The following is a 23,346-nucleotide window of genomic DNA, read 5'->3' as shown; positions in this document are numbered from 1 at the left end:
CGACGCGATGACAGGAGTTAAGCGTGGCTAAGAACTATTATGAGATTACGCTGGCGCTGGCGGGCGTATGCCAGGCCGCCCATGTGGTGCAACAGCTCGCGCAGCAGGGAAATTGCAATAACGCGGCACTGAATGTGTCGCTGCGCAGCCTGATCGATCTCAATCCCGGTTCGACGCTGGCAGTGTTTGGCAACGACGAAGCCAATTTAAAGGTTGGATTAGAGACCTTGATGGCGGTGCTCAACAGCAGCAATCGTCAGGGTGCCAGCGCTGAACTGACCCGTTATACCTTAAGCATGATGGTGCTGGAGCGTAAGCTGCATGGCAACAAAGCCGCGATGAACACGCTGGCACAACGCATCGGCCAGCTTGACCGCCAGCTGGCGCATTACGAGCTGGAATCGGACACCATCATCAGCGCAATGGCCGGCATTTATGTGGATGTGATTAGCCCGCTGGGCCCGCGCATTCAGGTGACAGGTTCACCGCAGGTGCTACAGAATTCACAAGTGCAGAGTAAAGTGCGCGCCGCCCTGCTGGCCGGTATTCGCTCTGCGGTGTTATGGCAGCAGGTTGGCGGTGGCCGTCTGCAGCTGATGTTCTCGCGCCAGCGCTTGCTGAGTGAAGCCAAAACCATTTTATCCCGCCTGGGCCCGGCGTATTAAGCGCCGCCCCGGCATAATTGTTAAACGATTCAGGAGTTGCACTGATGGAATTATCCTCTCTGACCGCCGTTTCACCTGTCGATGGTCGTTACGGCGATAAAGTCAGCCCACTGCGCGCCATTTTCAGCGAGTTCGGTTTGCTGAAATTCCGCGTTGAGGTTGAGGTTCGCTGGTTACAAAAATTGGCCACGACTGTCGAGATCAAGGAAGTTCCTGCATTTGATGCCGACGCAAACGCTTTCCTTGATGCCATTGTCGCCAATTTCAGCGAAGAAGACGCGGCACGCATCAAAACCATCGAGCGCACCACCAACCACGACGTCAAAGCCGTGGAGTATTTCCTGAAAGAGAAAGTGGCCGATGTACCCGCGCTGCATGCGGTGTCTGAATTCATCCACTTCGCCTGTACCTCCGAAGATATCAACAACCTGTCGCATGCGCTGATGCTGGAAACCGCTCGTCGTGATGTGATCGTGCCGTTCTGGAACCAACTGATCGATGCTGTTAAAGGTCTGGCACACGAATACCGTGACATTCCGCTGCTGTCGCGCACCCACGGCCAGCCGGCAACGCCGTCAACCATGGGTAAAGAGATGGCGAACGTGGCGTACCGTCTCGAGCGCCAGTTGCGTCAGCTGAGCAAAATTGACGTGCTGGGTAAAATCAACGGTGCGGTCGGTAACTATAACGCCCACATCTCCGCCTACCCGGAAGTGGATTGGCACCAGCTGAGCGAGCAGTTTGTTACCTCCTTAGGTCTCACCTGGAACCCGTACACCACGCAGATTGAGCCGCACGATTACATCGCTGAACTGTTTGATTGCATCGCGCGCTTCAACACCATTCTGATCGACTTTGATCGTGATATCTGGGGCTACGTGGCGCTCAATCACTTCAAACAGAAAACCATCGCCGGTGAAATCGGTTCGTCCACCATGCCGCACAAAGTGAACCCGATTGACTTCGAAAACTCCGAAGGCAACCTCGGTCTGGCTAACGCCATGATGCAGCATCTGGCCAGCAAACTGCCGGTGTCACGCTGGCAGCGCGACCTGACCGACTCCACCGTGCTGCGTAACCTTGGCGTGGGCATCGGTTATGCGTTAATCGCTTATCAAGCCACACTGAAAGGCATCTCTAAACTGGAAGTGAACCGCGATCGTCTGCTGGACGAGCTGGATCACAACTGGGAAGTACTGGCTGAGCCGATCCAAACCGTGATGCGTCGTTACGGTATCGAAAAACCGTACGAGAAGCTGAAAGAGCTGACGCGCGGTAAACGCGTTGATGCTGCCGGTATGCAAACCTTTATCGATAACCTCGAACTGCCGGAAGAGGAAAAAGTGCGTCTGAAGCAGATGACGCCAGCCAACTACCTCGGCCGTGCGATTCAGATGGTTGATGATTTGAAGTAATGCGGTGGCCAGGCGCGTTTCGCGCGCCTGGTTGTTCTCTGGTTTAGCTGGCTTTGCGTATACTCTCCTCATCATCACTACGTTCGAAGCTAAGGAAATACTATGCGTGTTCTGGTTGTGGAAGATAATGCGCTGCTACGCCATCACCTCGCCGTGCAATTGCGTGAAATGGGCCATCAGGTCGACGCCGCAGAAGATGCCAAAGAAGCGGATTATTTCCTGCAAGAACATGTCCCCGACATCGCGCTGGTCGATCTCGGTTTGCCCGATGAAGATGGCATGTCGCTGATTCGCCGCTGGCGCACCGATGCGGTACGTCAACCGATTCTGGTCTTAACCGCGCGCGAAGGCTGGCAGGCCAAGGTGGAAGCGCTGGAAGCGGGTGCCGACGACTATGTCACCAAGCCGTTCCACATTGAAGAAGTGGCTGCACGCTTGCAGGCGTTGATGCGTCGCAACAGCGGACACGCGTCGCAAATTATCTCTATGCCGCCGTTCCAGGTCGATCTCTCTCGCCGCGAACTGACGGTGCAAGATGAACCGGTAAAATTGACCGCTTTCGAATACACCATCGTCGAAACCCTGATTCGCAACGCGGGTAAAGTGGTGAGCAAAGATTCGCTGATGCTGCAGCTCTATCCGGATGCCGAACTGCGCGAAAGTCACACCATCGACGTGTTGATGGGCCGTCTGCGTAAAAAAATTCTCTCACTCTATCCAACCGAAGTGATCAACACCGTACGCGGCCAGGGCTATCGCTTTGATCTCTGATTTATGACGTGGTTCCGGCGTTTACGCCCCTTCTCTCTCCGCGCTCGTTTTCTGCTGGCGACCGCGGCGATCGTGTTGTTTTTGTCACTCTCCTACGGCATGGTCGCGGTGGTTGGCTATGTCGTCAGTTTCGATAAAAATACCTATCGCGTGATGCGCGGCGAGAGCAATCTGTTCTTTACGCTGGCGCAGTGGCACGACAATCAGCTCACCATCGGCCAGCCGGAGCGCATGACGCTCAATTTCCCCACGCTGGTCTTTATCTACGATGAACGCGGCAAACTGCTGTGGCAGCAGCGCGATGTGCCCGAAATCCGCAAAAAGATCCATCGTGAATGGCTGCTCAAGCCCGATTTCTACGAAATCGATACCAGCAATCGCACCAGCATGGCGGCGATGGGCAACAACCCGCAGGCGAAAGAGCGGCTGCACGCGCTGGATAGCGACAGCAGTGACACCTTCACCCACTCTGTCGCGGTCAATCGCTACGATGCCACCACCAACTTACCGGCGCTGACCATTGTGGTGGTCGACTCAATTCCGCAAGAGTTGCAGCATTCCGATGTGGTGTGGTCGTGGTTTAGCTATGTGCTGGCGGCCAATCTGCTGCTGGTGATCCCGCTGCTGTGGCTGGCGGCGCACTGGAGTTTGCGGCCGATTGGCGATCTCACTTCGCAGGTGCGCGAGCTGGAAACCGGTCAGCGCGAGAATCTTGATGACAATCCGCCGCAAGAGTTACGCAGTCTGGTGCGCAATCTTAACCTGCTGCTGACCAACGAACGTCAACGCTACACGCGCTATCGCACCACCTTGTCGGATGTCACCCATAGCCTGAAAACCCCGCTGGCAGTGCTGCAAAGTACGCTGCGATCGTTACGCAATGGTAAAGAGTTAACCATTGAACAGGCCGAACCGGTGATGCTGGAGCAGATCAGCCGCATCTCGCAGCAGATTGGTTATTACCTGCATCGCGCCAGCATGCAGGCCGATCACAATCCTCTGCAGCGCGATTTGCATTCGGTTTCGGCGCTGCTCGATAGCCTGTGCTCGGCACTGAATAAAGTCTATCAACGCAAGGGCGTGGCGATCACGTTGGATATCTCGCCGGAGCTGACCTTTATCGGCGATAAGAATGACTTTATGGAAGTGCTTGGCAACGTGCTGGATAACGCCTGCAAATATTGCCTCGAATTTATTGAAGTCACCGCACGACAAACCGACAACACCTTGCATCTGTTTATTGATGATGACGGCCCCGGCATTCCGGAAAGCAAACGCGATCTGATCTTCGTGCGCGGTCAACGTGCCGACACCTTGCGTCCCGGCCAGGGATTAGGTTTAGCCGTGGTGCGCGACATCCTCGAACAGTACGCCGGCCAGGTGATCGCCACCACCAGCCCGCTCGGCGGCGCGCGCATGGAAGTAATTTTCCAGCGCCAGGAAGTCGAGCATCACCGCGAGTAGAAAGGGACGCGGGCTGTTATACTTGCCATCATTCTTTGCAGCAAACGGACTCCTCATATGGACTATCAGCTCGATATCAACTGGCCCGACTTTATTCAACGCTACTGGCAGAAACGCCCGGTGGTGCTTAAACGTGGATTTAAAAACTTCGTCGATCCTATTTCTCCTGACGAGCTGGCCGGTCTGGCGATGGAAAATGAGGTCGATAGCCGTCTTGTCAGCCATAACGAGGGCAAATGGCAAGTCAGCCACGGCCCGTTTGAAAGCTACGATCATCTCGGTGAGAGCAACTGGTCGCTGCTGGTGCAGGCGGTCAACCATTGGCATGAACCTTCTGCCGCACTGATGCGTCCGTTCCGTTTTCTGCCCGACTGGCGTGTTGATGACCTGATGATCTCGTTTGCCGTGCCGGGCGGCGGCGTCGGTCCGCATTTCGATCAGTACGATGTGTTTATCATTCAGGGCACTGGCCGCCGTCGCTGGCGCGTGGGTGAAAAAGTGCCGTTGAAACAGCACTGCCCGCATCCGGACCTGCTGCAGGTTGAGCCTTTCGACGCCATCATCGATGAAGAGATGGAGCCCGGCGATATTCTCTATATTCCGCCAGGATTCCCGCACGAAGGCTATTCGCTGGAAAACGCCATCAACTATTCGGTCGGCTTCCGCGCACCGAACGGTCGCGAGCTGATCAGCGGTTTTGCCGATCACATGCTGGCCAACGAATTGGGCAGCTACCGCTACAGCGATCCCGATGTGCCATCGCGCGATTGCCCATCGCAAATTCTGCCGTCAGAACTGGAAGGCATCCGCAAAGTCATGATGGATGTGATTAACCAGCCGGAGCAGTTTAATCAGTGGTTTGGCGAGTTTATTTCTCAGTCGCGTCATGAGCTGGACGTCGCACCGCCAGAGCCGCCGTATCAACCGGACGAAATCTACGATGCATTGCAGCAAGGCGATGCGCTGACGCGGCTCGGCGGCCTGCGCGTATTGACCATTGGCGATGTGGTGTTTGTGAACGGTGAATCGATCACCAGCAGCCATCCGCATGTGCTGGCAGCATTGGCGCACAATCACGTGCTGACGCTGGAAGATTTCGGCGATGCGCTGGATGACCCTTCACTGCTGGCGCAGCTGGCGGCGTTGGTGAATAGCGGTTATTGGTTCTTCGGCGAGTAAGTTTCAATCTGTCTCGGGGTTTCTAAAACTCGGTGGGTGCTCGGTAGGTGCTCGCTGTCCCCCTCCTCAGTCCTCCCCCATAAATGGGGGAGGAAGATGCTGCAATATGTGAGTAGGGAGTTGGGAGTTGCATGTGGCAGCGTCTCCTTCCCCCATTTATGGGGGAAGGCCGGGATGGGGGACAACCCGCGCTAAGCAATCATCATCAGCCCTTCTTCTGCCCCGCCAGCTCAGCCAAACGCACAATCACATCCACCGACTGCGCCATCACATTGAGTGAGGCGAACTCGTGCTTGCCGTGATAGTTGTAGCCGCCTGTGAACAGGTTCGGGCATGGCAATCCTTTCCACGACAGCGCAGAGCCGTCGGTGCCGCCGCGAATCGGTTTGACGTTCGGTTCGATGCCGCAATCGCGCATCGCCTGCAGCGCCAACTCAATAATGTGCGGATGCGGTTCGACTTTCTCGCGCATGTTGCGATAGCTGTCGCTGATCTCCACTTTCACCGAACATTCGCTTTGCAGCCCTTTGCTGACGCGCTGACCAATCTCTTCCAGCAGCTGTTTACGCTGTTCATAGCTGTCGGCATCAAAATCGCGGATCAAATACATCAGCTCGGCATGTTCAACCGTGCCTTTGATGGTGTGCAGATGGAAGAAGCCTTCATAGCCGTCGGTATACTGCGGCTTCTCTTTGGCTGGCAGTTCCGCGTGGAAGCGCATCGCCAGATCCAACGCATTGACCATCACATTTTTAGCGCTGCCTGGATGCACGTTGTTGCCGGTGATTTTAACCATCGCGGTAGCGGCATTGAAGTTCTCGAACTCGAACTCGCCGAGATCGCTGCCATCAACGGTATACGCCCAATCGGCGGCAAAGCCTTCGACGTCGAAGTGCGACGCGCCGCGACCAATCTCTTCATCCGGTGTAAAGGCCACGCGAATCGCACCGTGTGGCGTATCCCCTTTTGCCAGACGCGCCATCGCGGTCATGATCTCGGCGATACCGGCTTTATCATCCGCGCCGAGCAGCGTTTTGCCATCGGTGGTGATCAGCGTATGACCGATCAGCTTATGCAGTACCGGGAACATCACCGGTGACAGAATTTCATCACCGTTGCCGAGCGCGATATCGCCACCGCGATAGTTTTCAATAATCTGCGGATTGACGTTTTTGGCGGTAAAATCCGGCGAGGTGTCCATATGCGAAATAAAGCCGATTACCGGCGTGGCCCAATCAACGTTAGCCGGTAAGGTGCCCATCACACAGCAGTGATCGCTCAGAGAGACATCAACAAAGCCCAGCGCGATAAGTTCTTCCTGTAATTGACGCGCCAGCGTCCACTGCCCTTCGCTGCTTGGCACCTGTCGTGCCTGAGGTTTTGACTGAGTTTCTACTGCAACATAACTGAGAAAACGCTCAAGTAATTGATCCATCTGTCATCCCTCTAAAGAACCTGCGTCATTATCATGGTGGCCAAATGGCACCATGTTGCGTCAAATCATTATCCTTCAGGTTAGCTCTCTCAACGTGACTTGCGTTGAAAATTCGCTCACTCGCGCCTGTCCGACTTATCCGTTACGCATACTCCGGCATTTTTCAGAGTTTTCAAGGTAAATCCGTGGCAAAACATGGCATTGACACATTTTTGCGGTATCATCGCGCCCTTCATCACAGCAAGCGGCCACCAGCGGCTATGCTGTAACCTGATTCACCATCAGACTGAGTGACTAAAATGACGCAAACACGCGCGCCTGCGCTGGTTACGCTTTCTGGCATCAGTAAAGCTTTTGATGGCAAAACCATCATCTCTGACTTTGACCTGACCATCCGTCACGGCGAGTTCATCACGCTGCTTGGCCCTTCCGGCTGCGGAAAAACCACCATTTTACGCCTGATTGCCGGGCTGGAAGCGGCCGATCGCGGTCATATCACTCTTGATGACAATGACATCACCGATCTGCCCGCCGAGCATCGCCACATTAACACCGTGTTTCAGAGCTACGCGCTGTTCCCGCACATGTCGGTGTTTGAGAACGTCGCCTTTGGCCTGCGCATGCAGAAAACCCCGGCGGCGGAGATCACCACGCGCGTTAACGATGCGCTGGCGATGGTGCAGCTGGAGAGTTTTGCCGATCGCCGTCCGCATCAGCTTTCGGGCGGTCAGCAGCAGCGCGTGGCGATTGCGCGCGCGGTGGTCAATCGCCCGAAAGTGCTGCTGCTGGACGAGTCGCTGTCGGCGCTGGATTACAAGCTGCGGCGCCAGATGCAAAACGAGCTCAAAGCGCTACAGCGTAAGCTTGGCATCACCTTTGTGTTTGTGACGCACGATCAGGAAGAGGCGCTGACCATGTCCGATCGTATCGTGGTAATGCGCGATGGCCGCATCGAACAGGACGGCACGCCACGCGAGATTTACGAAGAGCCCGCCAACCTGTTTGTGGCGCGCTTTATTGGCGAGATTAACGTGTTCGATGCCGAGGTGCTGAACAGCGAACATGCGCCTACAATCCGCGCGCGTGTGGAAGGCCTTGAATGCACGCTGCAATGTGATTTCCCGGTCAGCGTCGGCGATAAACTGCACGTGCTGCTGCGCCCGGAAGATCTGCGCGTTGAAGAGATCGATCACGACAGCCGCAGCGACAATCTGATCGGCTTCGTGCGCGAGCGCAACTATAAAGGCATGACGCTGGAGTCTACTGTTGAGCTGGAGAACGGCAAGCTGCTGACGGTGAGCGAGTTCTTCAACGAAGACGATCCCGATTTTGATCACTCGCTGAACCAGAAAATGGCCGTCAGCTGGGTCGCCAACTGGGAGGTGGTGTTGCCGTATGAAGTTGATGCGTAACCGCCTGCAGAAAGTCATTGTTGCCCTGATCGTCAGCTGGCTCACGCTGTTTGTGCTGCTGCCTAACCTGATGATTTTCGCCACCAGCTTCCTGACGCGCGATGATGCGCATTTTGTCAGTATGGCCTTCACCCTAAATAACTACACGCGGCTGCTCGATCCGCTCTACGCTGATGTGCTGCTGCACTCGCTGAATATGGCGTTGATCGCCACGCTGTGCTGCCTGCTGCTCGGTTATCCGTTTGCCTGGTGTCTGACGAAACTGCCGGCGCGCCTGCGTCCGCTGATGCTGTTCCTGCTGATTGTGCCGTTCTGGACCAACTCGCTGATCCGTATCTACGGTCTGAAAATCTTCCTCAGCACGCGCGGCTGGCTGAATGAATTTTTGCTGTGGCTTGGGGTGATCGATAAACCGTTTCGCATCATGTACACCTCGGAAGCGGTGATTCTGGGGCTGATCTACATTCTGCTGCCGTTTATGGTGCTGCCGCTCTACTCCAGCCTGGAAAAGCTGGATAAATCCTGCCTCGAAGCGGCGCGCGATCTTGGCGCGAACAAAGTGAAAACCTTTTTACGCATCATTCTGCCGCTCACCATGCCGGGCATTGTCGCTGGTTGCCTGCTGGTGTTTATCCCGGCGATGGGCTTGTTCTTTGTAGCGGATTTGCTGGGCGGCGCGAAAAACCTGTTAATTGGCAACGTGATCAAGAGCCAGTTCCTGAATATCCGTGACTGGCCGTTCGGTGCTGCCACCAGCATTGTGATGACGCTGCTGATGGGGCTGATGCTGCTGGCTTACTGGCGCGCAGCGCGTATGCTGAACAACAAGGTGGAACTGCAATGATGGCGCGCTGGTTACGTGGCGGCTTCATGGCCGTGATTTATGCCTGGTTTTATATCCCGATCATCATTCTGATCGTCAACTCCTTCAACCGTTCGCGTTTCGGCATTAACTGGCAGGGCTTCAGCACGCAGTGGTATCGCCTGCTGATGAATAACGACAGCCTGATTCAGGCGGCACAACATTCATTGCTGATGGGCGTGCTCTCTACCAGCTGCGCCACGATTATCGGCTCGCTGACCGCCGTCGCGCTCTATCGCTATCGCTTCCGTGGTAAACCGTTCGTCAGCGGCATGCTGTTTGTGGTGATGATGTCGCCGGATATCGTGATGGCGATTTCGCTGCTGGTGCTGTTTATGCTGCTGGGCATTTCGCTGGGCTTCTGGTCGCTGCTGTTCTCGCATATCACCTTCTGCCTGCCGTTTGTGGTGATCACCGTCTATTCGCGCCTGAAAGGGTTTGATGTGCGCATGCTGGAAGCCGCCAAAGATCTTGGTGCCAGCGAAGTCACCATTTTGCGCAAAATTCTGCTGCCGCTGGCGCTGCCGGCGGTCGCAGCGGGTTGGCTGCTGAGCTTTACGCTGTCGATGGACGATGTCGTGGTATCGTCGTTCGTCACCGGCCCGAGCTTCGAAATTTTGCCGTTAAAAATCTATTCGATGGTGAAAGTTGGCGTGTCACCGGAAGTGAACGCGCTGGCGACAATTTTGCTGCTGCTGTCGCTGCTGTTGGTGGCGCTCAGTCAGCTGTTGCTCCGTGATAAAACCAAATAGAGGATAATCGATGAAAAAGTGGTCTCACTGGCTGGCGGCTGGGGCGCTGGCATTGGGCATGCAGAGCGCGCAGGCGGACGCCGGCAAAACGCTCTACTTCTATAACTGGACCGAATACGTGCCGCCGGGACTGCTGGAGCAGTTCACCAAAGAGACCGGCATCAAGGTGATTTACTCCACCTACGAATCCAATGAAAGCATGTATGCCAAGCTGAAGACCTGGAAAGATGGCGCCTACGATTTGGTGGTGCCTTCAACCTACTTCGTCGCCAAAATGCGTAATGAAGGCATGCTGCAAAAGATCGATAAAACCCAGCTCAGCAACTTCAAAAACCTCGATCCTAACCTGCTCAACAAGCCGTTTGATCCTAACAATGATTACTCGATCCCCTATATCTGGGGCGCGACCGCCATTGGCATCAACACTGACGAAGTGGATGCCAAAAGCATTACCCGCTGGGCCGATTTGTGGAAGCCTGAGTATAAGCAAAGCCTGCTGCTGACCGACGATGCGCGTGAAGTATTCCAGATGGCGCTGCGTAAGCTGGGCTATTCGGGCAACACCCGCGATCCCAAGCAGATCGAAGCCGCTTATGGAGAGTTAAAAAAGCTGATGCCGAACGTGCTGGCGTTTAACTCCGATAATCCAGGAAATCCGTTTATGGAAGGCGAAGTGAACGTTGGGATGATCTGGAACGGTTCCGCCTACGTGGCGCGCCAGGCAGGCACGCCGCTGCAGATTATCTGGCCGCAGGAAGGCGGGATTTTCTGGATGGATAACCTGGCGATTCCGGCCAATGCGAAAAACCGTGAAGGCGCGCTGAAGCTGATTAACTTCCTGCTGCGTCCGGATGTGGCGGCACAGGTGGCGGAAACCATCGGCTATCCCACGCCAAACCTGGCAGCGAAGAAGTTACTGCCACAAGAAGTGGCCAGCGATCCTTCGCTTTATCCTGCTGAGGATGTGATCAAAAACGGCGAGTGGCAAAACGATGTCGGTGACGCCAGCGTGCAGTATGAGACGTTGTTCCAGAAGCTGAAGGCGGGACGTTAACTCTCTGCGGCTTCCCCTCGCTCTGCCCTCTCTCGCAAGCGGGAGAGGGTTCCGTCTAGCCCCTTCTCCCTCTGGGAGAAGGTTGGGATGAGGTAAAGCGCGCACAAATCTACTTATACAACCCACGCAAAAACGTATGCACAAACTCCGGCACCACTTCGCTTGCTAAGCCGTAATGACGCTCGGCAAACTCATTGCCGACCTGGCTCGGTTCCAGATTCAGCTCCACAGTATGCGCGCCCTGCAGTTTCGCTTCGTGGACAAAACCGGCGGCGGGATAGACATGGCCCGACGTGCCAATGGCGATAAACAGATTCGCCTGCTCAATCGCCTGATAAATCTCTTCCATCCCCAGCGGCATTTCGCCGAACCACACGATGTGCGGGCGCAGCATGGCCGGGAACTGGCAGCAGGTGCAGCGATCGTCCGCGGTTAAATCTTCGGTCCAGTCCAGCACTTGTCCACTGCTGACGCAGCGCACTTTCAACAGTTCACCGTGCATATGCAGCACGCGCTGGCTGCCGGCGCGTTCGTGCAGGTTATCGATATTCTGCGTCACCAGCAGGAAGTTATCGCCCAGCACCTGCTCCAGTTCCGCCAGCGCTTTGTGCGCGGCGTTAGGCTGAATTTCTGGCTGCTGCAGCTGTTGACGCCGCGCGTTGTAAAACGCCTGCACCAGCGCCGGATTGCGTTGAAAACCTTCCGGCGTGGCGACATCTTCTACGCGATGCTCTTCCCATAAGCCATCGGCGGCGCGGAAAGTGCGAATACCGGATTCGGCGGAGATCCCCGCGCCAGTCAGCACCACCACGCGCGGTTGCGGATGCGCGGCCAGTTCAGCTTTGCGATCGCGCTCGAAGATGCGCTGGCGAAAGCGCTGATGCACCTTGCGGCGGTTTTTTTTGTCGCGGGCGAGTCGTAGGCGGCGGCGCGGTATGCGCATAAAAGCTCCTTATCTGCGGCGTTTATTGCCGCGCATCGGGGATTTTTCGGGCTACTCTGCCCGATAATAGCAGCCGCACAGCGGCTGCGTTTTATCTTTACTGACCGCTGAGTACGCGGGCCGGATCGATACGGCTGGCGCGTCGTGCCGGATACCAGCTGGCAATCAGGCTCAGGACAATCGCGGTGGCCAGCACCGAAATCACATCAATCCAGTGCAGTTCGGACGGCAGGAAATCGATAAAGTAGATATCGCCCGCCAGCAGCTGATGCCCGGTCAGGTGCTCAAACACGCGCATCACCGGCGTGAGATTGAGCGCTACCAGCACGCCGACCACCACGCCGCTGACGCTGCCGAGCAGGCCCGCCAGCAAGCCGTACCAGATAAAGATGGCGCGGATCAAACCATCTTTGGCCCCCAGCGTGCGCAGTACCGCGATGTCGCTGCTCTTATCTTTCACCGCCATCACCAGCGTCGAGACGATGTTAAAGCAGGCCACGCCAATCACCAGCACCATGGCTAAATACATAATGGCGCGAATCATCTGGATGTCACGGTACATGTAGCCGTAAGTGCCAATCCAGCTCTTAATGTAGACGTAAGAGTGCGTCACTTTACCGGCGTCATGTATCAACTTCTGCGCCTGGAACGGGTCATTCATCTTCAGCGCAATACCGCTGACGCTGTCGCCCATATCCAGATATTTCTGCGCATCGGCCAGCGGCACCAGCGCCAGGCTGTGATCGAGCATGCCGCTCAGTTGCAGCACGCCGCTGACCTGCAGACGAATACGTTTTGGCTGCAGCAGCTTATTCTCGCCATCATTATTGGGGATCATGATGGTGATCCAGTCGCCCTGTTTCACATTGAGCGATTTAGCGATGCCGCCACCCAGAATGATTTGCTGTTTACCAGCCGCGAACTGCGACCATGCATCTCCGGCCACAAAGCTCGGCAAGGCGCTAAGACGCGCTTCCTGCTGCGGATCGACGCCTTTCACCTGCAGCGCCTGCAGCTTTGCGCCGCTCTCAATCAGCCCGGTGAAGTTGATATAGGGCGCTGCGGCGGCAATGCCGGCCACCTGCTCAATCGGCGCGATCATCGGTTGCCAGTTACGGAACGGCTGATTCACCGGCTCGATTTCACCGTGCGGTACCACCGCCAGAATGCGGTTATTCAGCTCACGCTCAAAGCCGTTCATGGCGCTCAGGCCGATGATCAGCACCGCCACGCCCAGCGCAATGCCGATGGTGGAGATGATGGAGATCAGCGAGACCATGCCACCACGCCGCCGACCGCGGCTAAAACGCAGCCCGAGCAGCAGGGATAATGACGAAGCCATCAGATCACTCCCAGCGTCAGTTGGTCGCTCAGCTCACCGTCGCGCATCTCCATCTGGCGGCTCAGGCGTTTCGCCAGCTGCAGATCGTGCGTCACTACCAGAAAAGCGGTGCCCTGTTTAACGTTCAGCTCGCCGAGCAGTTCAAAAATCGCGTCGGCGTTGCGCGCATCGAGGTTACCGGTAGGTTCATCGGCCATCACCAGCCGCGGACGATTCACCAGCGCGCGGGCAATCGCCACACGCTGACGTTCACCGCCCGACAGTTCAGAAGGCCGATGCGCAGCACGTTTTTCCAGCCCGACCGCCGCCAGCATTTCACGCGCGCGTGATTCCGCTTCCGCTTTGCCAATTTTGCCAATCAGCAGCGGCATCGCCACGTTCTCCAGCGCGCTAAAATCCGGCAGTAGATGGTGGAACTGATAGATAAAGCCCAGCTCACGGTTGCGCAGCTCGGCTTTCGCGGCCGACGACATCGCATTCAGCGATTTACCATCAAAAATCACATCGCCTGACGTCGGCGCATCCAGGCCGCCGAGCAGATGCAGTAAGGTACTTTTACCCGAACCGGAGCTGCCGACAATTGCCGTCAGTTCACCCGGCTGCAGGCTGAAAGCCACATTGCGCAGCACATCGGTCTGCACGCTGCCTTCCTGATAGCGTTTGCACAGGTCACGACACTGCAACAAAGGAGTATTACTCATAACGTAAAGCCTCAGCGGGTTGGACGGCGGCAGCGCGCCACGACGGATAAAGGGTAGAAAGCAGCGCGACGGCCATTGAGACCAGCGCAATGGTGATCACCTGCAACACGTTGATGTCGACCGGCAGCGCCGCACCATCAAGGAACAGACCAATCACCGGCATCAAATTATTCAGCTGGCTGGCAAGCAGCACGCCAAGCACGGTGCCCAGCAGCGCGCCAATAATGCCCGCGCTGGCGCCCTGCACCATAAACACCGCGACAATCTGGCGACGGGTTAAACCCAGCGTTTGCAAAATGGCCACTTCGCCCTGCTTCTCCATGATCAGCAGGCCCAGCGAGGTAATGATATTAAAAGCCGCCACCGCGATGATCAGGCTCAGCAGCAGCCCCATCATGTTTTTTTCCATGCGTACCGCCTGGAACAGATCGCCTTTGCGTTCGCGCCAGTCTTTCCACGTCAGGCCCTCCGGCAGTTTCTGCTGGCTGAGCGCATCAACGCTTAACGGCTTATCCAGCCACAAACGCCAGCCGGTGATGTTGCCGAGCGGATAGCGCATCACGCGTGACGCATCCTGCTGATTGACCAGAATTTGATAGCCATCCACTTCGCTGTTGGCGGCATAGGTGCCAGCCACAGTGAAAATACGCTGGCTCGGCAAACGTCCTACCGGCGTGAACTGGCTGACCGATGGCACCATCAGACGCAGCTGATCGCCGCGCTTCACGCCCAGCTGTGCAGCCAGCTGTTCACCGAGGATGACGTTGTACTGGCCCGGCTGCAGCACGCTTTGTTGGGTGTTGACGAGGAATGGCGTCAGCGGATCCTGTTCGTCGGGATTGATGCCGAGCATCACGCCGACCGAGACGTTACGCGCGCTTTGTAGCACCACATCGGCGGTGGTCAGCGGTGCGATGCGCTTAACGCCTTGCAGTTGGAGATTATCGGCGGGCAACGCCTTCGGACTGATGCTGCCTTTTTCGCTGGTGATCAGCGCCTGCGGCATCAGGCCGAGGATATTGCCTTCCAGCTCGCGCTCAAAGCCGTTCATCACCGATAACACGGTGACCAGCGCCAGCACGCCGAGCGTGATGCCGATAGTTGAGAGCCAGGAGACGAAGCGACCAAAGCGGTCTGAGGCACGTCCACGCATGTAGCGTAAACCGATGAATAACGCGACTGGTTGATACATGAGATCCGTCTTGGCAGTTGCCTGAAAATAAGTAGTGGGATGATAAAGGAGGCGTCCCCTTTATGAAACCTCTAACCCTCTGAGTCTGCGGCAAAGTTGTGTCAAAAACCGTCCCAGCCAACGCTTATGCATAAAATTGCGACAAATTAATGATGTTATTTGTACGTTTATTCGTCATTGGCTGGCGTAGACTTAAAGGTGAATTACCGTAGGCGACGAGGAGTACACCATGTTCAAGTTCCCCAAAAGCAGCATTGTTAAGCATAAATCGGGTGAAATTAAAGGCGAGATCGTCAACGTTTTTGAACAGGGAGATGCGCCAACCGGCTATTACGTGAAGTGGGACGACGGCAACCACAGCTACCATCTGGAGAAAGAGCTGTCCTGGGCCAATGTCGACCGCCCACGTATGCACTACACACAGCAATCGAGTAAGTAGCTCAACCGGCAAAAGTGTGAGAAATCGCACCACGACAGATGATCCTCAGGGCGGATTATGGAATGATGACGCCCTGTAATCCAAGGAGAGAATGTCGAGATCCCATGTCGGAACAGAGTCGTTATACCCTGCCAGTCAAAGCCGGCGACCATCGCCAGCTCGGCCAGCTCGTCGGCGCCGCGCAAGCGCTTGAGTGTGCCAGCATCACCGAACGCCACAGCGGTCCGGTGTTGATGATTACCCCGGATATGCAATCTGCCCTGCGTCTACAGGAGGAGATTCGCCAGTTCACCGATCTGCCGGTCACCCATCTCGCTGACTGGGAAACGCTGCCCTACGACAGCTTCTCGCCGCATCAGGACATCATCTCAGCTCGCCTCTCCACGCTGTATCAACTGCCCAACTTAACGCGCGGTATGCTGATTATGCCGGTCAACACGCTGATGCAGCGCGTATGTCCGCACAGCTTCCTGCACGGCCATGCGCTGGTGATGCAGCAAGGGCAAAAGCTGTCGCGCGATGCGCTGCGCGATCAGCTGGAGCAGGCCGGTTATCGCCACGTCGATCAGGTGATGGAGCATGGTGAATACGCCACGCGCGGTGCGCTGCTCGATCTGTTCCCGATGGGCAGCGACCAACCTTATCGCATCGACTTCTTTGACGATGAGATCGACAGCCTGCGCCTGTTTGATGTCGATACGCAGCGCACGCTGGAGGCGGTCAACGCCATCAACCTGTTGCCGGCGCATGAATTCCCCACGGATAAAGCCGCCATCGAGCTGTTCCGCAGCCGCTGGCGCGAAACCTTTGACGTACGGCGCGAGCCGGAGCACGTCTATCAGCAGGTGAGCAAAGGCACGCTGCCCGCCGGTATCGAATACTGGCAGCCGCTGTTCTTTGAGCAGGCGTTGCCGACGCTGTTCAGCTATCTGCCCGCCAATACGCTGCTGCTCAATAGCGGCGATTTGCTGGCCAGCGCCGAGCGCTTCTGGCTTGACGCCAACGCGCGCTTTGAGAATCGCCGTATCGATCCGATGCGCCCGCTGCTGGAGCCGGTCACGCTGTGGCTGCGTCCCGACACGCTGATGAGCGAACTGAAAGCCTGGCCGCGCATGCAGTTAAGCAGCGAGACGCTGCCGGAAAAAGCAGCGAATACCAATCTCGGTTATCAGCCGCTGCCGGAATTGACGGTGCAGGCGCAGGCCAAAGCGCCACTCGATCTGCTGCGTCAGTTCCTTGAACAATTCAGCGGTCAGGTGATTTTCTCGGTTGAGAGTGAAGGCCGCCGTGAAAGCCTGCAAGAGCTGTTGGCGCGCATTAAACTGCGTCCACAGGCTATCGATCACTTTGATCAGGCCGCCAATCAGCCGCTTAGCCTGATGATTGGCGCCAGCGAGCGCGGCTTTATCGATACGCAACGCCAGCTGGCGTTGATCTGCGAAAGCGATCTGCTTGGCGAGCGCGTCAGTCGTCGTCGCCAGGATAATCGCCGCACCATCAATCCTGATGTGCTGATCCGCAACCTCGCCGAGCTGCATCCCGGCCAGCCGGTGGTGCATCTGGAGCACGGCGTGGGGCGTTATATCGGCCTGACCACGCTGGAAGCCGGCGGCATCGTCGCTGAATATCTGATGCTCTCCTATGCGGGCGACGCCAAGCTGTACGTGCCGGTTTCATCACTGCATCTGATTAGCCGCTATGCTGGTGGCGCGGATGAAAACGCGCCGCTGCATAAACTTGGCAGCGATGCCTGGTCACGCGCGCGGCAGAAAGCCGCTGAGAAAGTGCGCGACGTGGCGGCGGAGCTGCTGGATATTTATGCTCAGCGCGCAGCCAAAACCGGCTTTGCCTTTAAGCACGACCGCGATCAGTATCAGCTGTTCTGCGAAGGCTTCCCGTTTGAAACCACGCCGGATCAAGGCCAGGCGATCAACGCGGTGCTGAGCGACATGTGTCAGCCGCTGGCGATGGATCGTCTGGTGTGCGGCGACGTCGGCTTTGGTAAAACCGAAGTGGCGATGCGCGCTGCGTTTCTGGCGGTTGAGAACGCCAAACAGGTCGCGGTGCTGGTGCCCACCACGCTGCTGGCGCAGCAGCATTACGACAACTTCCGCGATCGTTTCGCTAACTGGCCGGTGCGCATTGAAATGCTGTCGCGCTTCCGCACCGCCAAAGAGCAGAGTCAGGTGCTGAAACAGGCGCGCGAGGGCAAAGTCGATATTCTGATTGGCACGCATAAGCTGCTGTCGAACGACCTGAAGTGGCACGATCTCGGCCTGCTGATTGTCGATGAAGAGCACCGCTTTGGCGTGCGTCATAAAGAGCGGATCAAGGCGATGCGTGCCGATGTCGATATCCTGACGCTCACCGCCACGCCGATTCCGCGTACCCTGAATATGGCGATGAGCGGCATGCGCGATCTGTCGATTATTGCCACGCCACCGGCACGACGCATGGCGGTGAAAACCTTTGTGCGAGAGTACGACAGCCTGGTGGTGCGCGAGGCAATCCTGCGTGAAGTGCTGCGCGGCGGCCAGGTTTACTATCTCTACAATGACGTAGAGAACATCGAGAAAGCGGCGCAGCGATTGGCCGATCTGGTGCCGGAAGCGCGCATTGCCATTGGTCACGGTCAGATGCGCGAACGCGATCTGGAGCGGGTGATGAATGATTTCCACCATCAGCGCTTTAACGTGCTGGTGTGTACCACCATCATCGAAACCGGTATCGACGTACCCAGCGCCAACACCATTATCATCGAACGCGCCGACCACTTTGGTCTGGCGCAGCTGCATCAGCTGCGTGGCCGCGTGGGACGTTCGCACCATCAGGCCTATGCGTGGCTGCTGACGCCGCATCCAAAAGCGATGACCACTGATGCGCAAAAACGTCTGGAAGCTATCGCGTCGCTGGAAGATCTTGGCGCCGGTTTTGCGCTGGCAACCCACGATCTGGAGATCCGCGGCGCGGGTGAGCTGCTCGGCGAGGATCAGAGCGGCCAAATGGAAACCATCGGCTTCACGCTGTATATGGAGCTGCTGGAGAACGCGGTCGATGCGCTGAAGGCGGGCCGCGAGCCGTCGCTGGAAGATCTCACCAGCAATCAAACCGAAATTGAACTGCGTATGCCTGCCCTGCTGCCAGATGATTTTATCCCGGATGTGAATACTCGCTTGTCGCTCTACAAGCGCGTGGCCAGCGCCGCCGATGAGCAGGATCTGGCGGAACTGAAGGTTGAGATGATTGACCGCTTCGGCAAGCTGCCGGATGCAGCGCGTAATCTGCTGGATGTTGCCGGGCTGCGTTTAGTGGCGCGCGAGTTGGGGATTCGTAAGATTGAAGCCAGCGACAAAGGCGGATTTTTCGAGTTTGCGCCGCAGAATCAGGTTGATCCGGGCTGGCTGATTGGCCTGCTGCAGAAAGATCCTCAGCAATGGAAGCTGGATGGCCCAACGCGATTGAAGTTCACCCGCGATATGGCGGACCGGAAAATCCGTATGGAGTGGGTGCAGGGATTTGTTAGCGAGCTGGCGAAAAACCGGGTTTAGTGGATATCCGCACGGAATCGTAGCGGCGCGATTCATCGCGCGCCTTTGACTCCGTGCGCCATTGATGATGCGCAACAAATTGCGCCGCTACGAATCCGTGCGCGTTGAGGATCTCACACATAAAAAAAAGCGCCTTGCGGCGCTTTTTTCGTTACTGCTGCTGTGATGCATCTTTGCCCAATTAGGCCTGATTTGAATTCAGGATCAGCTGACCATTACGGTCGAGCGGAATGCGGGTACCAGGGTCGTTTTCCATGCGGATTTTGCCCTGCTGGTCGCCTATTTTATAGGTCACGTCATAACCCAGCATTTTTTCCTGTTTGTCATATACCGTTTTGCAACGCTGCTCGTTGGTGGTGTACGTGTCGCGATCCTGCAGCGCACCCTGCACCTGATTACCACCGTAACCGCCAGCTAACGCGCCCGCTACCGTAGCCACATCGCGTCCGCGTCCGCCACCAAACTGATGGCCCAACACGCCGCCGGCTACCGCGCCCAGCACCGAACCGGCAATGCGATTCTCATCCTGGACCGCACGACGATGGGTCAGCGTCACATTGCGACACTCCTGTCGCGGCTGCTTGATGCTCTCTTTAATCGGCGTCGCCGACAGAACTTGTGCAAACTGCGGGCCGCGATCGAAAACATCCATGCTGGCGACTGCGGCAACACCTAACGCTGCTGCCACGCCGATACCGATACCCGCTAACATTGATTTATTCACAGGAATATCCTCCTGAAGGTTGTTACCGCGCATTCCTGCCGCTACCCAATCCTGGGTAACCGAGGCATAACCGGCGTGCGCGCCGCGCCGTGTTTGTTGGTGATAAGTTTTACAGATGGACCGTAATTGCAACATCAGATTAATGGAGGAAACGCAGCGGAAACCCATCAGGGCCAGCTTTTAGGAGAGTTCTGAGAGCGGGTGAAATAGTGCCGTAACCTTAAGCTGAAAGTGCAGTTTTCAGCGGGTTACGGCAGCTGGTGTGGCGTAGGGCGGCATTCACCGTCCGAAAATTATTAGTGCAGCTTGAGGCGCGGACGCAGGACGCGGTTAAGACTGCCGACCAGCATCATAAGACCGGTCTTGAAGTATCCGTGGAGCGCAATCTGGTGCATACGATATAGAGAGATGTAGACAAAACGTGCAATGCGCCCTTCCACCATCATCGATCCGCGCATCAGGTTACCCATCAAGCTGCCGACGGTGCTGAAGCGCGACAGCGACACCAGCGAACCGTGATCTTTATAAACATAGGCTTTCAACGGTTTGTCTTTACGCTGTGCAAGGATGTTCTCCAGCGCGCGCGACGCCATTTGATGCGCTGACTGCGCGCGCGGCGGTACAAATCCGCCCCCCGGCAGCGCACAGGAGGCGCAATCACCAATGGCGTAGATGTCGTCATCCAGCGTGGTTTGCAGCGTCTCTTTTACCACCAGCTGATTGATGCGGTTGGTTTCCAGACCGCCAATCTCTTTCAGGAAGTCTGGCGCCTTGATACCGGCCGCCCACACCATCAGATCGGCATCAATGAATTCGCCGCCTTTGGTATTCAAGCCGTTTTCGGTGGCGCTGGTGACCATGGTTTGCGTCAACACGCGTACGCCAAGTTTGGTCAGCTCCTGATGCGCCGCCGCCGAGATACGCGGTGGCAGCGCCGGCAGAATGCGTTCACCGGCTTCCACCAGCGTGACGTTCAGCGAGCTGCTATCCAGACCTTTGTAGCCGTAGCTGTGCAACTGTTTCACCGCGTTATACAGCTCTGCAGAGAGTTCCACGCCGGTGGCGCCGCCGCCGACAATGGCGATGTTGACTTTTTCCAGGCTGCCTTCGCTGGCCGAGAAACGCAGGAACAGGTTGAGCATTTCGTTATGGAAACGACGCGCCTGATGCGGGTTGTCGAGAAAGATGCAGTGATCTTTTACGCCCGGCGTGCCGAAGTCATTTGAGGTGCTGCCAAGCGCGATGACCAGGCGATCGTAGGCCAGCTCACGCTGCGGCACTAACAGTGCGCCTTCCGCATCGCGGATTTCGGCCAGCTCAAGGGTTTTGTTTTCACGATTGATTTGCGTCAGCGATCCCAGCTGGAACTGGAAACCGTGATTACGCGCGTGCGCCAGATAGCTCAGCGCATCAATCCCTTCGTCCATCGAACCGGTTGCCACTTCATGCAGCAGCGGTTTCCACAGATGACTGTGGTTACGATCGACCAGGATGATCTCGGCTTTCTTCTTGCGTCCCAGCTTGTGACCGAGCTGCGTTGCCAGCTCTAAGCCGCCAGCACCACCGCCGATGATAACGATTTTTTCCATAGATGTAGTCAACAAGGACCCCCTCAAAGTTGTAAACCAATAGTTAATTAATGGTTAATAAAAACCTTAATAAACATAGGGTTGGCGACGTTAAATCGCGAGCTGAGGGCAGAATATCACGGCGTCAGAGACATCACATAAGAAAATTGATGTACATCAATCTTTCAGCTGCATTATCAGAATGTTACACATTTTATGCGCCGCATCACACGGCGCGCGGACGGTCAGGCGAGGAGTTTGAAGGCTTTGATGCGCTGCAAATGCGGCGCGATGTTCTTGAATTTGTGGCTGGCTGCGTCATCCCAGATAATTTCATAGAACGGCTGCAGGTACGTCGCGCTGCGCTGATTATCCAGCACTTCGTCCTGACGAGATAAAATCGCCAGACACTTTTCGCGGTTCTTTTCGCGGAAATCGTTGACGCACTTAGTGGCGATATCGAGATACTCTTCCGGGCGATCGATTTTGCCTTCCATGTTCTCAAACGGGAACAGATTTGGATTGAAGATCACCTGACGCATGCCGCACAGGAAGCCAATGCGTTCGGCCCAATAACCCCCCAGCCCAACCCCGCAAATCAGCGGATGCGCATCGTCGCCCTGTTGCAGCAGCTTGTCGCACTCTTTCAGCAGAAACTGCATGTCGTGTTTGGGATGGCGGGTGCTGTAGCTGACTAATCTGACGTCCGGGTCAATAAACTGCAGCTGCAGCACCTTTTCATGGTTGCCCGGACTGTTGGAATCAAAACCGTGCAGATAGATGATCATGATTATCCTCAGCGTGGAGTGAAATCCGGGCAGCGAAGCTTATCTGCCCGAGGCTTTGTGCGCCAGCCAGCGCTCTTGCAACGCGCTTAACTGACGCTGATTTTGCCGCCAGCGCTCGCTTGCCAGCAGGCTTTGACGGGTAAAACGCCCTTGATGGTATAACTGCGTCACGCGCTCTGCCCCGATCGGCGTCAAGTTATCCAGCACGCTCACCGCGCCCGCGCGTTGATTGCACACCAGGATCATATCGCAACCGGCATTCAGTGACTGCTGCGCGCGTTCGGCGTAGCTGCCCATCACCGCGGCACCTTCCATCGACAGGTCGTCGGAGAAAATCACGCCGTTAAAGCTGAGCTCCTCGCGCAATACGGTTTGCAGCCAATACGGCGAACCGCTGGCAGGCAACGGATCCACCTCAGTATAGATAACGTGCGCCGGCATCACCGCATCAAGAAGCTGCTCGTCGATCAACTGCTTAAAGATCGCCATGTCATGCTGACGCAGCGTGGCGGCATCGCGGTTGTCGCGCGGCGTCTCTTTATGCGAATCGGCACTGACCGCACCGTGACCGGGGAAGTGTTTGCCGGTGGTTTTCATGCCGGCTTCATGCATGCCATTGATAAAACGTCGTGCGACCTGCAGGGCGATGGCCGGATCTTCATGGAATGAACGATCGCCGATAGCCGCGCTGATGTGACCAATATCGAGCACCGGCGCGAAACTGATGTCGATGTCCATGGCGATCATTTCCGACGCCATCTGCCAGCCCGCCTGCTGCGCCAGTTCACCCGCGCTATTCAGATCGTGCAGCGCGGCGAAGGATTGCATCGCCGGCAGCTGCGTGAAGCCGTCGCGGAAACGCTGCACGCGACCGCCTTCCTGATCCACCGCTACCACCAGACGATTGCGTGAAGCGGCGCGAATCTGGCGCACCAGCTCTGCCAACTGCTCGACATCGTGGAAGTTGCGGGCAAACAGAATCAGTCCGCCCACCAGCGGATGCTGCAGAATTTCGCGTTCTTCGGCGTCCAGCTCATAGCTTTCGACGTCGAGCATCAGCGGTCCGGGTGTGTTCATGGTCATGATTAAAAT

Annotated in this window: 20 protein-coding genes; 11 read left to right on the top strand and 9 right to left on the bottom strand. The window is 56.5% G+C overall.

Annotated features, from left to right (window positions below):
* The first annotated feature begins 23 nt into the window (after nucleotides 1-23).
* The 5 genes from hflD (at nucleotide 24) to AAF463_RS07660 (ending at nucleotide 5,494) form a co-directional block, all read left to right on the top strand.
* Nucleotides 24-665, top strand: a complete 642-nt coding sequence (gene hflD / locus AAF463_RS07680; protein WP_350261807.1) for a high frequency lysogenization protein HflD — start codon at nucleotides 24-26, stop codon at nucleotides 663-665.
* A gap of 44 nt (nucleotides 666-709) precedes the next feature.
* Nucleotides 710-2,080 (top strand): adenylosuccinate lyase, encoded by a 1,371-nt coding sequence (gene purB / locus AAF463_RS07675; RefSeq protein WP_350261806.1) that lies wholly within the window; start codon nucleotides 710-712, stop codon nucleotides 2,078-2,080.
* Between the two features lie 102 nt (nucleotides 2,081-2,182).
* On the top strand, nucleotides 2,183-2,851 hold the full coding sequence (gene phoP / locus AAF463_RS07670; protein WP_101760808.1) for a two-component system response regulator PhoP: 669 nt from the start codon (nucleotides 2,183-2,185) through the stop codon (nucleotides 2,849-2,851).
* A gap of 3 nt (nucleotides 2,852-2,854) precedes the next feature.
* On the top strand, nucleotides 2,855-4,315 hold the full coding sequence (phoQ, locus tag AAF463_RS07665) for a two-component system sensor histidine kinase PhoQ (protein WP_101760810.1): 1,461 nt from the start codon (nucleotides 2,855-2,857) through the stop codon (nucleotides 4,313-4,315).
* Between the two features lie 57 nt (nucleotides 4,316-4,372).
* The gene (locus tag AAF463_RS07660; protein ID WP_210080504.1) at nucleotides 4,373-5,494 is read left to right on the top strand and encodes a cupin domain-containing protein; all 1,122 of its coding nucleotides are present in this window, start codon (nucleotides 4,373-4,375) and stop codon (nucleotides 5,492-5,494) included.
* Between the two features lie 205 nt (nucleotides 5,495-5,699).
* Here AAF463_RS07660 and pepT read toward each other — a convergent pair whose 3' ends face one another.
* Entirely contained in the window at nucleotides 5,700-6,929 is a 1,230-nt protein-coding gene (gene pepT / locus AAF463_RS07655; RefSeq protein ID WP_101760812.1) for a peptidase T, read from the bottom strand.
* Between the two features lie 299 nt (nucleotides 6,930-7,228).
* On the opposite strand from pepT, the gene potA reads away from it, so the two are divergent.
* The 4 genes from potA to potD are packed head-to-tail and all read left to right on the top strand — an operon-like array spanning nucleotide 7,229 to nucleotide 11,009.
* Nucleotides 7,229-8,341: a spermidine/putrescine ABC transporter ATP-binding protein PotA gene (potA, locus tag AAF463_RS07650; protein WP_350261805.1), complete on the top strand. Its 1,113-nt coding sequence runs from the start codon at nucleotides 7,229-7,231 to the stop codon at nucleotides 8,339-8,341.
* Nucleotides 8,325-9,185: a spermidine/putrescine ABC transporter permease PotB gene (gene potB, locus AAF463_RS07645; protein ID WP_277974746.1), complete on the top strand. Its 861-nt coding sequence runs from the start codon at nucleotides 8,325-8,327 to the stop codon at nucleotides 9,183-9,185. Before potA ends, potB begins: the two co-directional genes overlap by 17 nt.
* Nucleotides 9,182-9,955 carry a spermidine/putrescine ABC transporter permease PotC gene (gene potC, locus AAF463_RS07640; protein WP_350261804.1) on the top strand — a complete coding sequence of 258 codons (774 nt, stop codon included), beginning with the start codon at nucleotides 9,182-9,184 and terminating at the stop codon, nucleotides 9,953-9,955. Before potB ends, potC begins: the two co-directional genes overlap by 4 nt.
* A gap of 10 nt (nucleotides 9,956-9,965) precedes the next feature.
* Nucleotides 9,966-11,009 (top strand): spermidine/putrescine ABC transporter substrate-binding protein PotD, encoded by a 1,044-nt coding sequence (potD, locus tag AAF463_RS07635; RefSeq protein WP_350261803.1) that lies wholly within the window; start codon nucleotides 9,966-9,968, stop codon nucleotides 11,007-11,009.
* A gap of 109 nt (nucleotides 11,010-11,118) precedes the next feature.
* On the opposite strand, the gene cobB is transcribed toward potD, so the two are convergent.
* From cobB to lolC, 4 genes are all read right to left on the bottom strand, one after another.
* Entirely contained in the window at nucleotides 11,119-11,952 is an 834-nt protein-coding gene (gene cobB / locus AAF463_RS07630; RefSeq protein ID WP_101760816.1) for a Sir2 family NAD+-dependent deacetylase, read from the bottom strand.
* Between the two features lie 97 nt (nucleotides 11,953-12,049).
* On the bottom strand, nucleotides 12,050-13,294 hold the full coding sequence (gene lolE, locus AAF463_RS07625) for a lipoprotein-releasing ABC transporter permease subunit LolE (RefSeq protein WP_101760817.1): 1,245 nt from the start codon (nucleotides 13,292-13,294) through the stop codon (nucleotides 12,050-12,052).
* Nucleotides 13,294-13,995, bottom strand: a complete 702-nt coding sequence (lolD, locus tag AAF463_RS07620; protein ID WP_008103026.1) for a lipoprotein-releasing ABC transporter ATP-binding protein LolD — start codon at nucleotides 13,993-13,995, stop codon at nucleotides 13,294-13,296. The genes lolE and lolD overlap by 1 nt, the downstream gene beginning before the upstream one ends.
* Entirely contained in the window at nucleotides 13,988-15,187 is a 1,200-nt protein-coding gene (gene lolC / locus AAF463_RS07615) for a lipoprotein-releasing ABC transporter permease subunit LolC (protein WP_101760818.1), read from the bottom strand. Before lolC ends, lolD begins: the two co-directional genes overlap by 8 nt.
* Nucleotides 15,188-15,416: 229 nt before the next feature.
* Between lolC and AAF463_RS07610 the strand changes: the two genes are divergently transcribed.
* Nucleotides 15,417-15,626: a hypothetical protein gene (locus AAF463_RS07610; protein ID WP_008103029.1), complete on the top strand. Its 210-nt coding sequence runs from the start codon at nucleotides 15,417-15,419 to the stop codon at nucleotides 15,624-15,626.
* A 104-nt stretch (nucleotides 15,627-15,730) separates the two neighbouring features.
* The gene (gene mfd, locus AAF463_RS07605) at nucleotides 15,731-19,174 is read left to right on the top strand and encodes a transcription-repair coupling factor (protein ID WP_350261802.1); all 3,444 of its coding nucleotides are present in this window, start codon (nucleotides 15,731-15,733) and stop codon (nucleotides 19,172-19,174) included.
* A gap of 181 nt (nucleotides 19,175-19,355) precedes the next feature.
* Here mfd and AAF463_RS07600 read toward each other — a convergent pair whose 3' ends face one another.
* From AAF463_RS07600 to nagZ, 4 genes are all read right to left on the bottom strand, one after another.
* The gene (locus AAF463_RS07600; RefSeq protein WP_007885735.1) at nucleotides 19,356-19,898 is read right to left on the bottom strand and encodes a glycine zipper 2TM domain-containing protein; all 543 of its coding nucleotides are present in this window, start codon (nucleotides 19,896-19,898) and stop codon (nucleotides 19,356-19,358) included.
* A 296-nt stretch (nucleotides 19,899-20,194) separates the two neighbouring features.
* Nucleotides 20,195-21,499 (bottom strand): NAD(P)/FAD-dependent oxidoreductase, encoded by a 1,305-nt coding sequence (locus tag AAF463_RS07595; RefSeq protein WP_085982480.1) that lies wholly within the window; start codon nucleotides 21,497-21,499, stop codon nucleotides 20,195-20,197.
* Between the two features lie 212 nt (nucleotides 21,500-21,711).
* On the bottom strand, nucleotides 21,712-22,254 hold the full coding sequence (ycfP, locus tag AAF463_RS07590; protein ID WP_350261801.1) for an alpha/beta hydrolase YcfP: 543 nt from the start codon (nucleotides 22,252-22,254) through the stop codon (nucleotides 21,712-21,714).
* A 39-nt stretch (nucleotides 22,255-22,293) separates the two neighbouring features.
* The gene (nagZ, locus tag AAF463_RS07585; RefSeq protein ID WP_110865936.1) at nucleotides 22,294-23,337 is read right to left on the bottom strand and encodes a beta-N-acetylhexosaminidase; all 1,044 of its coding nucleotides are present in this window, start codon (nucleotides 23,335-23,337) and stop codon (nucleotides 22,294-22,296) included.
* Nucleotides 23,338-23,346 lie beyond the last annotated feature (9 nt).

Source organism: Pantoea sp. BJ2 (assembly GCF_040255075.1).
Lineage (GTDB): Bacteria > Pseudomonadota > Gammaproteobacteria > Enterobacterales > Enterobacteriaceae > Pantoea > Pantoea leporis.
This window is presented reverse-complemented; position numbering and strand designations above follow the sequence as displayed.

Coding starts and splice junctions, on each gene's coding strand:
- purB (WP_350261806.1), top strand. CDS start 710: ATGGAATTATCCTCTCTGACCGCCGTTTCACCTGTCGATGGTCGTTAC.
- phoP (WP_101760808.1), top strand. CDS start 2,183: ATGCGTGTTCTGGTTGTGGAAGATAATGCGCTGCTACGCCATCACCTC.
- phoQ (WP_101760810.1), top strand. CDS start 2,855: ATGACGTGGTTCCGGCGTTTACGCCCCTTCTCTCTCCGCGCTCGTTTT.
- AAF463_RS07660 (WP_210080504.1), top strand. CDS start 4,373: ATGGACTATCAGCTCGATATCAACTGGCCCGACTTTATTCAACGCTAC.
- pepT (WP_101760812.1), bottom strand. CDS start 6,929: ATGGATCAATTACTTGAGCGTTTTCTCAGTTATGTTGCAGTAGAAACT.
- potA (WP_350261805.1), top strand. CDS start 7,229: ATGACGCAAACACGCGCGCCTGCGCTGGTTACGCTTTCTGGCATCAGT.
- potB (WP_277974746.1), top strand. CDS start 8,325: ATGAAGTTGATGCGTAACCGCCTGCAGAAAGTCATTGTTGCCCTGATC.
- potC (WP_350261804.1), top strand. CDS start 9,182: ATGATGGCGCGCTGGTTACGTGGCGGCTTCATGGCCGTGATTTATGCC.
- potD (WP_350261803.1), top strand. CDS start 9,966: ATGAAAAAGTGGTCTCACTGGCTGGCGGCTGGGGCGCTGGCATTGGGC.
- cobB (WP_101760816.1), bottom strand. CDS start 11,952: ATGCGCATACCGCGCCGCCGCCTACGACTCGCCCGCGACAAAAAAAAC.
- lolE (WP_101760817.1), bottom strand. CDS start 13,294: ATGGCTTCGTCATTATCCCTGCTGCTCGGGCTGCGTTTTAGCCGCGGT.
- lolD (WP_008103026.1), bottom strand. CDS start 13,995: ATGAGTAATACTCCTTTGTTGCAGTGTCGTGACCTGTGCAAACGCTAT.
- lolC (WP_101760818.1), bottom strand. CDS start 15,187: ATGTATCAACCAGTCGCGTTATTCATCGGTTTACGCTACATGCGTGGA.
- AAF463_RS07610 (WP_008103029.1), top strand. CDS start 15,417: ATGTTCAAGTTCCCCAAAAGCAGCATTGTTAAGCATAAATCGGGTGAA.
- mfd (WP_350261802.1), top strand. CDS start 15,731: ATGTCGGAACAGAGTCGTTATACCCTGCCAGTCAAAGCCGGCGACCAT.
- ycfP (WP_350261801.1), bottom strand. CDS start 22,254: ATGATCATCTATCTGCACGGTTTTGATTCCAACAGTCCGGGCAACCAT.
- nagZ (WP_110865936.1), bottom strand. CDS start 23,337: ATGACCATGAACACACCCGGACCGCTGATGCTCGACGTCGAAAGCTAT.